The sequence below is a fragment of the Salinimicrobium sp. TIG7-5_MAKvit genome, from assembly GCF_049569215.1.
Taxonomy (GTDB): domain Bacteria; phylum Bacteroidota; class Bacteroidia; order Flavobacteriales; family Flavobacteriaceae; genus Salinimicrobium; species Salinimicrobium profundisediminis.
This window is the reverse complement of the sequence record NZ_CP145903.1, coordinates 1,627,550-1,641,907: the sequence shown is the minus strand read 5'-3', so window position 1 is coordinate 1,641,907 and position 14,358 is coordinate 1,627,550. Positions and strand designations below refer to the sequence as shown.

The following is a 14,358-nucleotide window of genomic DNA, read 5'->3' as shown; positions in this document are numbered from 1 at the left end:
TATATAAGCAATGGAGAATAAACCAACAACCGAGAGATCATCAAATTATGATCATCTTGAGAAAATGAGTACGCAAGAATTACTCACCAATATTAATAACGAAGACAAATCTGTACCTCTGGCAATTGAAAAGCAATTACCTGCTATTGAAAAGTTGGTAGATGTCATTGTGACCCGCATGCAGGAAGGTGGCAGGTTGTTCTATATTGGAGCCGGAACCAGCGGAAGATTGGGGGTGCTGGATGCTTCTGAATGTCCACCAACCTTTGGTGTTTCTGAAGATTGGGTGATAGGATTAATAGCAGGGGGCGATCACGCTCTGAGACATGCTGTTGAAAATGCAGAAGATGATTTGGAACAGGCCTGGAAAGACCTGGAGAAATTTCATATAAGTAAAAAGGATGTGCTTGTAGGTATTGCGGCTTCGGGAACTACACCTTATGTGATTAGCGGTGTAAAAAGAGCCAGGGAAGAAGGAATAGCAACGGGGTGTATTACCTGCAATGATAGCAGTCCTTTAGCTGCAGCAGTAGAATTTCCTGTTGAAGTAGTGGTAGGGCCCGAGTTTGTGACCGGCAGTACCAGGATGAAAGCAGGTACCGCTCAAAAACTAGTGCTCAACATGATTTCTACCAGCAGCCTCATCAAAATGGGGAGAGTAAAAGGGAATAAGATGGTTGACATGCAGTTGTCTAACAAAAAACTTGTTAACCGTGGTGTTAAGATGATCATGGAAGAGCTGAAGGTAGAAGAAGAGGAAGCAAAAAGACTTCTTGAGAAATATAAAAGTGTCCGAAAAGTTTTAAGAAATTTTGACTCAGAAAACTGATTAAGATACACTTATGCTAAACTTATATAAAATTTTTAGTTAAGTATGCTCAGGATAACTTATTTATTTCAACAAAGGTTTTTATTATAATACATTTTAGCTTATATTGCTGCATCTTTTTTTATAAGATCAACTAATGATTATTAATTCAAACTAAATTATGAGAAGAAAATTACATCTGCTTCTTGTCTTTTTTATTTTAGGCGTTATTACGAAATCGTTTTCGCAGGAAATAGAGGTTTCAGGACAAGTACTCGATGAATCTGGGATGCCAATTCCGGGAGCATCGGTTTATCAAAAAGGGACTACAGTGGGTACAACCACCAACTTTGATGGTGAATACTCTCTGAATGTAACCGGGAATAATCCCGTGTTAGTTTTTTCTTATGTAGGATTCCAAACCCAGGAAATTCCGGTAAAAGGAAGAAATATTGTTCAGGTAACAATGACCAGCGATGTGCAGGACCTACAGGAGGTAGTTGTTGTTGGATACGGTGTTCAAAAAAGAGCAAACCTTACAGGGGCTGTATCTACAGTAGACACCGAAGTCCTTGAAGCAAGGCCTATTACCGATGTGGCCCGGGGTTTACAGGGAACCACTCCTGGTCTCACAATTAGTGCACCAAGTGGGCAAATTGGGGATAATCCAATGATCAAACTCCGTGGTAATGTGGGAACTCTTGGGACTGATGGGGGAGCTGAGCCTCTTATTCTGGTTGATAACGTGGAGGTGCCAAACCTTCAAATGATCAACCCGCAGGATATTGAAAATATTTCTGTGCTAAAAGATGCAGCTTCAACTTCTATATATGGTGCACGTGGTACATGGGGGGTAATTCTTATCACCACCAAGAAAGGACAAAGAAATACTGCTCCTACAGTTTCTTATTCTAATAACTTTAGCTGGCAAACTCCTACTACCATGCCTGAGATCGCACCGGCAGCCGATGGGGCCGAAATGGCTCTTGCAGCTGTGAGAAGAAGAATTCCAGACCTTCCTTCTTTTGGTACTGTTGGTATGTACTTTGACGACCTTGCAGTACAAAAAATGCGAGAGTGGGAACAACAATATGGAGGTCAGGATCTGGGCCCTGAAATGGTGCTTGGACGCGATTTTGAAATTAGGGATGGCCGTTTATTCTTCTACCGTTCCTGGGATGCAATGGATCTTTTTGTAAAGGAATGGACTCCTCAACAAAAACATGACCTATCTGTTTCAGGTGGTAGTGAGAACACAAACTATTATCTTGGTCTTGGATATCTTGACCAGGTGGGGGTGTTAAAAACCAACCCCGATGAATACCAGAGGTATAACGTTAATCTTAGTGTTAACTCTTCTATTACCGATTGGTTCTCTACACGGGCAAACATTCAATATAATAGCTCTTCAACCACACAGCCTTTCTACTTTTCAAGTGCCACGTACGATCCGTGGTACTATGTTACCAGGTGGCCGGCTGTATATCCTTATGGTACTTATGAAGGTCATCCGTTCAGAAATCACATTTCTGAAGTAGAGCAGGCAAATATGAATGAGTACACAGATAATATGACAAGGATAACACTGGGAGGAACATTGACTCCTATTGACGATCTTTCCATTGATTTTGATTATACCCATGACCGTAACGAAGGCCATGAACACAGGGTTGGTGGTGTACTTTCAGCTTATAATTTCTGGTCTACAGGCTCAAACCTTGTATATGAACCGTATAGTAGTGCGTCATATAACAGGGTAGAATATGCCTCTGACTGGAGTAACCGAAATACAGCAAAAGCTTTTGCAACATACAATAAGTTACTGGGAGAAGATCATGACTTTAAAGTAATTGCAGGGGGAGATTACGAAGAGTACGAGTACTGGTACCATTCTTCCCAAAGGAGAAATCTAATTGACCCAGACAAGGGGGAATTAGATTTGGCGACTGGTGATCAATTTGTTAATGGAGACAGGAACAAATGGAAAAATCTTGGTTTCTTCGGAAGAATCAACTATTCTTTCCAGGATAAATTGTTACTGGAAGTGAATGGACGTTATGATGGAGCTTCTCTTTTGTCAGCAGATAAAAAATGGGCATTCTTCCCTTCTTTTTCTGCAGGTTATGTACTTACCCAGGAAGATTATATGGACTTTAGTAAGCAATACCTGTCCTTTCTTAAGTTAAGAGGTTCCTGGGGTTCTTTGGGGAATCCTAATGCATCCCTTAGTAGTATTTATAGGATAATGAATCCTTCCAATTCAGGATGGGTTATAGATGGGGCCAATCGTGTTACTGTAGGAACACCTCCTGCGCAACCAGCCAGTTTAACATGGGAAACTGTTACAACCCTTGATCTTGGTGTTGATGCAAGGTTTTTCCAAAATAGGCTGGGACTAAGTTTTGACTGGTATGAAAGGGTGGTTAGCGATATGCACAGTGCCGGTGTAACTCTTCCAAATTCATTTGGTACAGGCGCTCCAAAGCGTAACTATGGGGAATTGACTACTACCGGTATTGAAATTGCAGCCGATTTCAAACATTCTTTTAATAATGGATTGAATATTAGTGCAACTGCAACTCTTACCGATTACCAGGAAGAGATTACCAAGTTCGCTAATACTACGATGAGAATTTATAATAACTATGAAGGAAAAATGCTTGGAGAGATCTGGGGATATGAAACCGACAGATTGTTCCAGGAAAGTGACTTTAATGCCGATGGCACTCCTGTAGCAGGAATCCCTTCACAGGAACTTTACGAGAACAGCTGGTTCCAGTATGGCCCAGGTGATGTGAAGTATCGCGATTTAAATGGTGATGGTGTGATTAACTATGGAACGGAAACTGTTGGTGATTCGGGAGACATGAAAGTTATTGGGAACTCTACTCCTCGCTGGCAATATGGTTTCAGAATTGCTGCAGACTGGAAAGGATTTGACCTGAGCGTATTTATGCAGGGAGTTGGAAAAAGGGACATGTGGGCAAACGGGCCTGTTGTAATTCCGGGTTACCGTTACAATGAAGGTTGGTATGCACACCAATTAGATTACTGGACTCCTGAAAATACCAATGCATTCTATCCACGCCCAACAGACCAGTCTCAGTCAAACACCATAAGGAACTTTATGCCTCAAAGTCGTTACTTACAGGATATGTCTTACCTTAGAATGAAGAACCTTACTGTTGGATATTCGCTTCCGGGCAGTCTTACAGAGAGTTTGGGTATCAACCAGTTTAGGGTCTACTTTAGTGGTGAGAACCTGTTTGAATGGGATAATTTAGATATGCCTTTAGATCCTGAAGTAGATTACACAAGTGCTGGTCTTAACGATCCAAATACTTTTGGACGTGTGTACCCATTCCGTAGAAACCTTTCTTTTGGAATTCAAGCGTCGTTGTAAATAAAAAATTAATAGAAGTATGAAGACTACGAAATTATATTTAATGCTTTTTCTGGCCCTTGGAATTATAGGCTGTGAAAAAGATTTTCTGGATGTGCCGCCCACAAACCAGTTTGAAGATCCGGGTTACTGGACTTCAGAAGAAAATGTAGAGACTTTTGCTTACGGCTTTTATCCTGCTTATTTTGTAGGGTATGGCTCTGGCTACACCTGGGGAGAATACTTTTCAGGAGAAGTTTTAAACGATGATTTTGCCCCTTCGGCACCTGCACAATTTACCAGAGTTGCACCTGCTTCAGGTGGAGGATGGGATTTTGGATGGGTGCGTAAAGCAAACATATTTATTGAAAGGCTTCAATTAGCCGATATGGATGAAGAAGCCAACGCTCACTGGACAGGGATAGGTCGTTTCTTTAGAGCACTTGAATATCATGATCTTGTTAATCGTTTTGGTGATGTGCCATGGTATGAAGAAGAGATCGCCGAAAATGATGTTGAAAACCTTTACCGTCCTCGTGATTCTCGTGGGTTTGTTATGGACAAAGTGCTGGAAGATTTTAGATATGCAGCAGAAAACGTAAGAGAGGAAGTGAAGAATGAAGGCCAAATGGTAAATAGAAACGTTGTACTTGCTTTTATGTCCAGAATATTCCTTTTTGAAGGAACATGGCAAAAATACAATAATGGTGATACCGAAAGAGCGGCAAAATATTTAGAAGCTGCAAAATGGGCTGCGAATGAGGTGATTAAAAGCGGCAAATTCTCCCTTGGCGATTATCGCTCTGTGTTCAACTCGCTGGATCTTTCCAGTGATCCTGAAGTAATTTTGTACCGTGAATATCAGGAGGGAATACTTACTCACGCCCTTAATAGCTACAACAACAAGGAGCCTCAAACCGGGCCATCAAAAGATGCCCTTGATGCTTACTTAGCCGAAGATGGGCTTCCTGTTGAATTATCTCCGCTTTATGAAGGAGACCACGGGGTAGATGAATTATTCGCCAACAGAGACGGAAGAATGTCTGAAACCTTTGTTCCTTACGAATTAAGGGTGAATCAAACCGATGCCAGGTATTCAACCTCTGGGGTGGCAGTACATAAATTCCTAAATGAAGAAATTGCCGACGAACCTATAGGAAGTTCCAACCTTAACCCAACCGATGCTCCTATTATTCGTTATGGTGAGGTTTTGATTAACTATGCTGAAGCTGCAGCCGAATTAGCCACTCTAGGAGGACCTGCACTTACACAGGAAGATCTTGATAAATCAATTAACGTACTACGTGCCAGACCAAAGGTTGACCTACCTTCTTTACAACTCGCTGGAGATATGCCAGCGGTAAATGGGCAGACTTACGATGATCCCGACAGGGACCCAAGTGTACCGGCAATTATCTGGGAAATTCGTAGAGAGAGAAGGGTAGAGTTAATGATGGAAGGTTTCAGGAATGATGACCTTAGGCGCTGGGGTAAATACCATTATGTAGATACAATAGAGAATTACCCTATCAACATGGGGGCATGGATTGATAAAGAAGTACTTCAGGCACAAAATCCTGATGCAGATCTTTCTGCCATTCATTTAGCCGATGCCCAGGGTAATAGGTTACCTGCGAGTGCCACGCAGGGTTACATTGTACCTGCATCTTCACCAGAGGTTCAAAGAACTTTTGAAGACCCAAGGGTTTACTTAAGGCCTCTACCGCTAGATCAAATTAAGCTTTATGCCGATCAAGGGGTTGACCTGGAACAAAATCCAGGCTGGTAATTAATTAACCCAGCCGGTATTTCAGATAAATTAGCCCCCTTTGGTGAAAACCTGGGGGGCAATTTTTTATATTTTTTTGCGTAGTCTATCTATCCCTTACACTTCTATCATGACACGAATTAAAACCTCTTTTATTCTTTTTTGCAGCATACTTTTATTGTTGCAGGCCTGTAAAACCCAAAAATCTACAGCACCTACTCCCAAAGAACCTTCGGAAGTAGCACAAGTACCCCAACCTGAAGCACCTGCCGAACCACAGGAAACTCCTACACCAGCTTCGGCAAAAGACACCGTTGCGGTTGTTGAAGAGATTATTGAAGCACCTGCTAATCATCCACAGGCCGATAGGGAATTCCGTGCAGCCTGGGTGGCCACAGTGGCCAATATTAACTGGCCAAGCAAGCCCGGTTTAAGTGTTGCAGAACAGCAAAGGGAAGCGATTACCTTGCTTGACATGCTTAAAAAGAACAATTTTAATGCGGTGATCTTTCAGGTAAGACCCCAGGCAGATGCACTTTACGAGAGTAAATTGGAACCCTGGTCTTATTACCTTACAGGAAAGCAGGGACAGGCACCTGAACCTTTTTATGATCCGCTTCATTTTTGGATAGAAGCCGCTCATGATCGCGGGCTGGAATTACACGCATGGCTTAACCCTTATCGTGCACATCATTCTTCCAAAGAGATTAGTGAAGAGTCAGTAGTAAAGACCAATCCCGAGCTTGTTGTAAAGCTTAAGAATGGAATGTGGTGGATGGATCCTGCACAAGAAGGGACTAAACAACGTTCAACAGCCGTTGTAATGGACCTTATTAAAAGATATGATCTCGACGGAATTCATTTTGATGATTATTTCTATCCTTATGATTCCTATAATAACGGAGAAGATTTTCCCGATGACAGGAGTTGGACTGCCTATAAAAATACAGGCGGAGAACTCGCAAGAGCAGACTGGAGAAGATATCATGTGAACGATTTTATAGAGAACCTTTATAAAAAAATAAAAGCTGAAAAACCGACTGTAAAATTCGGATTAAGCCCCTTTGGCATCTGGAGACCAGGGTATCCAAAATCGGTAACGGGCTATGATCAGTATGATGAGCTTTATGCCGACGCAAAACTATGGCTTAATAAAGGTTGGGTAGATTATTACACACCTCAGTTGTACTGGAAGATAAATACCGAAGGCCAAAGTTTTCCTGTTCTTTTGGGATGGTGGGGTAGCCAAAATTTTGAAAAACGTCACCTGTGGCCCGGTATCAATGTAGGTCTTGGAGGAGATGAGAAAAACATAGATGAAACCATCAACCAGATTATGATTACCCGTGGTATGACGCCTAATAATCCGGGAGTAGTGCACTGGAGCATAGGTCCTCTTGTAAAACATCCCGGGCTTTTAAAGAGCATTTCTGAAGGGCCATATAAAAAGCCGGCATTGGTTCCTGCCAGCCCGTGGTTAGACAATACAGCACCCAAAAGTCCTGTTGTTGTACCGGTTGCTGAAGGCCAGTCAATAAAACTTACATGGGTACCTCCTGTAAATGCTGAAGATGGGTTTAAATATGTTGTTTATTTTAAATATGGAGATACCTGGAGCTACAAGATCTTTGACCGCAATACCAGTGAAACTAAATTTAGCCAATATGTTGAGAGAAAGAATGGAGAAAAGGTCTATTTAAGCGCTATTGCTGTAACTACTGTTGATCGTTCAGGCAATGAAAGTGCCTTTGAGGAAGTCCTCATAAATAAAAAACTGTAATTTATTATCTTTAATACAAACCTATGACACCCCTCCTGGTCTTTGGTATCATTTTGGGATACTTCCTGTTGTTGATGGCAATTAGTCACTTCACCTCTCAAAAAGCCGATAATTCAACTTTCTTTACCGCCAATAGACAATCCCCATGGTTCCTTGTAGCTTTTGGAATGGTTGGGGCATCTTTATCTGGGGTTACTTTTATTTCAGTTCCCGGGGAAGTTGGAAATTCAGGATGGACCTATTTGCAATTTGTAATGGGTAACATGGTGGGCTACGCCGTTATTGCATTCGTGTTGATCCCGCTTTTTTACAGGCTTCGGCTGGTTTCCATATATCAGTATTTGCAGGACAGGTTTGGACAAAATTCCTATCTCACAGGTTCTGGCTTCTTTTTGATCTCTCAAACAATTGGCGCTTCATTTAGATTATTCCTTGCAGCACTGGTGCTCCAAATTGCCTTTTTTGACGCCTTTGGTATTCCTTTTTATGTTACGGTCTTTGTCACAATCACCCTTATATGGCTTTATACATTTAGAGGAGGTATAAAGACTATTGTATGGACTGATACCCTGCAAACCACCTTTTTACTTCTGGCAGTTCTTATTAGCATTTATATGATCATGGACCAGATGAACCTTGGTGCAGGTGAGGTAGTCAAGGTGATCTCCAATAGCGAAATGTCTACTATATTTGACTGGAACTGGAAGTCTGATCGTAATTTCTTTAAAACCTTTCTCGCAGGGATATTTATCACTATCGCCATGAATGGATTGGATCAAAATGTGATGCAAAAGAATTTGACTATTAAAAAAACCTCCGATGCTCAAAAGAACATCTTTTGGTTCTCTCTTACCTTCTTCTTTTCTACTGTATTGTTCCTCGCCCTTGGGGTATTGCTCTACAAATTTGCGTTAGATCAGGGGCTTGAGATTCCTCAAAGTACAGATGATCTCTACCCAATGTTAGCACTTAATCACTTTGGAGTGTTGGCTGGAATAGTGTTTTTACTGGGTATTGTTGCTGCCGCATTTTCAAGTGCAGACTCTGCTTTAACAGCCCTTACCACTTCTTTTTGTGTAGATATCCTCAATATTCCAAAGCGAAAACAGGAGAGTCAGAAGAAAACGCGTCTCCTGGTGCATATTGGCTTTACACTACTCATGTTCTGTGTTATTGTGGCTTTCAATGAGGTGAACGATAGCAGTGTGGTGAATTCAGTGTTTAAAGTAGCAGGCTTTACTTATGGTCCGCTCCTCGGGCTGTTTACCTTCGGTTTGCTCACCAAAGTAAAAGTGAAAGATAAATTTGTACCCCTGGTTTGTATTGCTGCCCCGTTACTTTCGGTCCTGCTCGATGTAAATTCTACGGCCTGGTTTAACGGCTATAAATTTGGTTTTGAAATTTTGCTGGTCAATGCGGCCATAACCTGTTTTGGACTATTCCTGTTAAAGAAGCGTACTTAAACTCATAACATCCTTAAAATGTGAAAAATGAGATCCACAAAATTTTTGACAATTGTTAGCCTTCTGTTATTTATTTCTTCAGTTTCAATTGCTTCGGAAGTAGACGGAGACAGTATATTTATTCGGGTTAACCAGGCAGGTTATCTCAAAGAAGATACAAAAGTGGCTATTGCTTTTTCTGAAGCTTCAGTGAAAGGTAACTTCAGCCTTCATGATGCTGAAACAGGCAAGAGGATTTTCCGCGGAAAAATAGTTCCTTCAGAAGTAAAAGTCTGGGGTACATTTTCTCATTACTACAGCCTTGATTTTTCTGAAGTAAAAACCCCTGGCAGGTATTTTATTAAGGTTAATAATAACCGTTCCAAAAGTTTTGGGATTGGGCGTGAGCATTCTTATAAAGATTACCATGAAGACCTCATCGGTTTTATGAGGCAACAGCGCTGCGGCTACAATCCATTTCTGGATATGGTTTGTCATCAACGTGATGGCAGGAGCATGTACGGCCCCATGCCCGATTCTACTTTTGTAGATGTTAGCGGCGGCTGGCATGATGCAGGCGATCAGTTAAAATACCTCATTACTTCCAGCAATGCTACCGCAAGGATGCTAAAAGCTTATGAACTGGCTCCCGATAAATTTGGTGATAAAGTAAATGAACTGGGGCAGGAGCAGCCAAACGGAATTCCCGAAGTGCTTGATGAAGCAAAATGGGGGCTGGACTGGATCCATAAAATGCATGCCGGCCCCAATATGCTTTTTCACCAGGTCGCCGATGATAGAGACCATTTGGGAATGAAGTGGCCCGATAAAGATTCTTCAGATTATGGCTGGGGCCCCAACAGCTACCGTGTGGCCTATTTTGCAAATGGAAAACCACAAGGTCTTAGAGAACATAAAAGCAAGGCTACAGGAATAGCAAATTTAGCTGGTAGATCGGCTGCTGCCATGGCTATTGCGGCCCGCATCTGGAGAGAAGAACTCAATGATCCTGTTTTTGCTGAAAAATGTGAAAAAGCTGCCTTTGAACTTTACGCAATGGGAAAAGAGCAGGAAGGCTACCAGCAGGGGAATTCTTATGGCTCCCCTTATCGCTACAATGAAGACACCTGGGCCGATGATATGGAATGGGGCGCAGCCGAACTCTTCAAAAACACCGGGGATCAGGAATTTTTAGAAGATGCCAAACGCTATGCGAAGCTGGCAAATACTGTATCGTGGACAGACAAAGAGGATGCTGAACATTATCGTTATTATCCATTTATAAATGTCGGTCATTTTGCCCTTTATGAGCATGTAGATGAGGAAACAAAAAAAGAACTGGCAGGATACTACCGTACCGGAATTGAGCATGCGTTGGAAAGAGGTGCCAAAAATGCTTTCCAGATAGGGGTGCCTTTTATCTGGTGTTCCAACAATCTGGCGGTAGCGCTTACCACACAAATGATCCTGTACGAGAAAATGACTGGAGACACCCAGTACCACGATTTTATGTTGGCACAACGCGACTGGCTTTTAGGAAGAAATCCCTGGGGCACCTCCATGTTCATGAATATTCCTGAAACCGGCGAATATCCCGAAGATGTACATACCAGCGTTTGGTACCTTACCAAAAAGGAAGTTCCGGGAGGATTGGTAGACGGGCCTGTCTATGCTTCGGTTTATAATAGTTTAACCGGGCTCCACCTGGCAGAACCCGATGAATTCAGCAAATTTCAAAATGATTTTGTAGTTTACCATGACGATTTTGGAGATTATTCTACCAATGAACCCACCATGGATGGCACCGCAGGCGCAATATTTATGATGGCATATTTTGGAGAGTCACAAAAGCAGTAAAAAATGCATCTAAGAACGCACACCTATAACCTGGAGTTAAAGAATACCTTCAGGATAAGCCATACCTCGAGAGATTTTCAGCCAACGTTCATCGTAGAGCTAAGCGACGGGAAATACACAGGCTATGGAGAGGCTGCGGCAACCTCCTATTACGGCGTTACTGTAGCAGGCATGGCCGAAAAAATAATGTCTCTCGAAAATGTCATTTTAGAGAACTTACATAAATCGCCTGAAGCACTGTGGGAGATCACAGCGCCCTTTCTTAAAGATAATTCCTTTGCACAATGTGCGCTCGATATCGCAATGCACGACCTGCACGGGAAAAGGAATAATTTGCCGCTTTATAAGATGTGGGGGCTTTCTCTTGAGAATATCCCACTCTCCAATTATACCATCGGGATCGATACTGCGGAAAAAATGGTGCAAAAGATTCAGGAATTTCCGTGGCCGCTGTATAAGATCAAACTGGGAACCGACCATGATGTGGAGCTGGTAAAAGAGCTTCGGAAGCATACAAATGCTATTTTTAGGGTAGATGCCAATGCCGCCTGGACTGCTGCACAAGCCATTGAAAATTCAGTTTTGCTGAAGGATCTTGGGGTGGAGTTTCTGGAACAACCCCTTCCGGCTAAAGATGAAAAAGGTATGGCTGAAGTCTTTGAAAAGTCAGTTTTACCTGTTATTGCCGACGAAAGTTGTATCACTGAAGGGGATGTTGATAAATGCGCCCGGTACTTTCACGGGATCAACATCAAGCTCACAAAATGTGGCGGCTTAACGCCAGCACGACGTATGATCTCCCGCGGGAGAGCTTTAGGACTAAAGATCATGGTGGGCTGCATGACAGAATCTACTGTGGGAATTTCGGCAATTGGCCATTTATTACCTTTACTGGATTATGTGGATATGGATGGCGGGATGCTTATCAAAAATGACATTGCCGACGGCGTAAAAGTTTATGACGGCAAAACCCATTTTCCCGACAGGAATGGCACCGGGGTAGAACTCTACGAGAATCTAAAACTGAGCTTATGAAGCTGCGTCAATTTGGAAATACAGATCTTTATGTTAGGGAAGTAGGTTTTGGAGCCTGGGCAATAGGAGGTGGCGCCATGGTTGGAAATACAGCCATAGGTTGGGGAGACGCAGATGACCAGACCTCCAAAAATGCCATTTTTAAGGCCCTTGACAGAGGAATTAATTTCTTTGATACGGCCGACATCTATGGGTTGGGCCATTCCGAAGAATTGATTGGTAAAATTTTTGGTAACCGGGAGGAGGTGATTATTGCTTCAAAAGCCGGAAATGTTGCCCGCAGTGGCCAGTTTGGAACAGATTATTCTAAAGATCACATTATAAAAGCTTGTGAAGCCAGTTTAAAAAGGCTTAGGCGGGAGACTATAGATTATTATCAGTTGCATAGTGCCGGGCTTTCTAATTTAAAGGATGGTGAGTGTATTGAAGCCATGCAAATGTTGCAAAAACAAGGAAAAATCAGGTATTGGGGATTATCCCTAAATACTTATGAACCAAACCCTGAGGCAGAATATTTGATGGAGAATAAGCTGGGCAGCGGTTTTCAATTGGTTTTGAATATGATCAACCAAAAAGCCCTTCCGCTAACAAAAAAGGCTTCTGGAGCAGGCTATGGGATCATTGCACGCATGCCTTTACAGTTTGGCCTGCTTACCGGAAAGTTTGATACAGGCGCAGAATTCCCCGAAAATGATCACAGGAATAAAAGGCTTACTTCGGAAGTGATCGACGCTTATAAAAACGGGATGAAGGATATTTGGCCCCTATGTGAAAAGTACGGTCTCACAAAGACTGAACTTGCCATGAGCTTTATATTAAGCCATTCAGAAATCTCTACAGTAATTCCCGGAATAAGAACAGCAGAACAGGCAGAAAAGAACACCAGGGGCATTACCCAACTTCAGGAAGAGGATTTGCAACTGATCAAAAATGCCGACTTAGTTTCATTGATGAAGAAGCTCATTCAGCTGGGATAACAGGGTATCGCGAGAGAAGCATTTATCAGTATAATAGAAATGAATAAATTTAAACCTATGAAATCAATTAGAAATTTCACCTTTTTGGCACTTCTGCTTTCGGTCTCCCTTTATTCCTGCAAAGACAGGGAATCTTCAACTTCCGAAGAAAATGAAGCAGATCAATATATAGCTGAGGTTAAAGAGGAATTTGCGCCTGATTCCCGTGTAGCGCTTTTCGATATAGAGGCCACGCAGGAGGGAGATGTGTATCTACTAAAAGGGGAATCCAACATGCCTGATGCAGTTTCTACCTTAAAGCAAAAACTGGATGCTCAAAAAATAGCTTATAATGACAGTATAGCCCTGTTGCCTTCAGCCGATCTGGAAGGGAAGACAGAAGGGGTGGTGAAGATCTCTGTTGCCAATCTCCGCTCAAAGCCTACACATTCTGCGGAATTAGTTACGCAGGCTACTATGGGAATGCCGGTGAAAGTCTACAAAAAAGATGGTGGCTGGTATTATATTCAAACCCCCGAAGGTTACCTTGCCTGGGTAGACTACGGCGGGATCACTCTCATGACGCCACAAGAATTGAGCGAATGGAAAGCTACCGAAAAGCTCATCTATCTGCACACGGCAGGATCTTCGTATGAAAAGCCTAATGAAGACTCACAGGTGATTTCAGATCTTGTTGCAGGAAATGTTCTGGAGCTTGTAGGAGAAAGTAAAGGTTTTTATGAAGTGAAATATCCAAATGAAAAAACAGCTTTTGTAAAAAAGGAGGAAGCCCAGGCTTATGAGCAATGGCTTACCACTTTAGAACCTACAGGTGAAAACCTAATCGCAACCGCAAGAGAAATGATGGGTGTGCCTTACCTGTGGGGTGGAACTTCTCCAAAAGGAGTAGATTGCAGCGGCTACACCAAAACCATTTTCTTCCTTAACGGAATGGTCTTACCCCGTGATGCATCCCAGCAAATTGTAGCAGGGCAGGAGATCGATTCGGTGAAGAACTTTGAGAATCTTAAGGCAGGAGACCTGCTTTACTTCGGAAGAAAAGCTACAGATACTACTTCAGAAAGGATCATCCACGTAGGAATGTGGATTGGAGATAACAAATTCATCCATTCAATGGGCGAAGTGCATATCAGTAATTTTGATACCACCGCTACCGATTTTGATGAATACAACTACAACCGATATCTGCGCACCAAGAGAGTTCTTGGCACCAATGATGAAAAGATCATCTATCTCGCGCAGAGCGATCTTTTTACTGAAGATAATACAGACTTCAAAAAATAACTCTCAAAAAGCGGCTTTTCAGGCC

Annotated in this window: 9 protein-coding genes; all 9 read left to right on the top strand. The window is 42.4% G+C overall.

Features of this window, described 5'->3' with window-relative positions:
- The first annotated feature begins 10 nt into the window (after positions 1-10).
- The 9 genes from murQ to V5739_RS07340 all read left to right on the top strand — a co-directional run bounded on the left by murQ (position 11) and on the right by V5739_RS07340 (position 14,333).
- The gene (murQ, locus tag V5739_RS07380) at positions 11-829 is read left to right on the top strand and encodes an N-acetylmuramic acid 6-phosphate etherase (protein WP_423820236.1); all 819 of its coding nucleotides are present in this window, start codon (positions 11-13) and stop codon (positions 827-829) included.
- Positions 830-989: 160 nt separating this feature from the next.
- Complete coding sequence (locus tag V5739_RS07375; RefSeq protein ID WP_423820235.1) at positions 990-4,211, top strand: SusC/RagA family TonB-linked outer membrane protein; 3,222 nt, start codon at positions 990-992, stop codon at positions 4,209-4,211.
- A gap of 19 nt (positions 4,212-4,230) precedes the next feature.
- Complete coding sequence (locus V5739_RS07370; RefSeq protein WP_423820234.1) at positions 4,231-5,979, top strand: RagB/SusD family nutrient uptake outer membrane protein; 1,749 nt, start codon at positions 4,231-4,233, stop codon at positions 5,977-5,979.
- Positions 5,980-6,088: 109 nt separating this feature from the next.
- Entirely contained in the window at positions 6,089-7,738 is a 1,650-nt protein-coding gene (locus V5739_RS07365) for a glycoside hydrolase family 10 protein (RefSeq protein WP_423820233.1), read from the top strand.
- 23 nt (positions 7,739-7,761) lie between these two features.
- The gene (locus V5739_RS07360; RefSeq protein WP_423820232.1) at positions 7,762-9,201 is read left to right on the top strand and encodes a sodium:solute symporter; all 1,440 of its coding nucleotides are present in this window, start codon (positions 7,762-7,764) and stop codon (positions 9,199-9,201) included.
- A 27-nt stretch (positions 9,202-9,228) separates the two neighbouring features.
- Entirely contained in the window at positions 9,229-11,037 is a 1,809-nt protein-coding gene (locus V5739_RS07355; protein WP_423820231.1) for a glycoside hydrolase family 9 protein, read from the top strand.
- 3 nt (positions 11,038-11,040) lie between these two features.
- Positions 11,041-12,072 carry a dipeptide epimerase gene (locus tag V5739_RS07350; protein ID WP_423820230.1) on the top strand — a complete coding sequence of 344 codons (1,032 nt, stop codon included), beginning with the start codon at positions 11,041-11,043 and terminating at the stop codon, positions 12,070-12,072.
- On the top strand, positions 12,069-13,049 hold the full coding sequence (locus V5739_RS07345; protein WP_423820229.1) for an aldo/keto reductase: 981 nt from the start codon (positions 12,069-12,071) through the stop codon (positions 13,047-13,049). The genes V5739_RS07350 and V5739_RS07345 overlap by 4 nt, the downstream gene beginning before the upstream one ends.
- A gap of 57 nt (positions 13,050-13,106) precedes the next feature.
- On the top strand, positions 13,107-14,333 hold the full coding sequence (locus V5739_RS07340) for an SH3 domain-containing protein (RefSeq protein ID WP_423820228.1): 1,227 nt from the start codon (positions 13,107-13,109) through the stop codon (positions 14,331-14,333).
- The last annotated feature ends 25 nt before the right edge of the window (positions 14,334-14,358 follow it).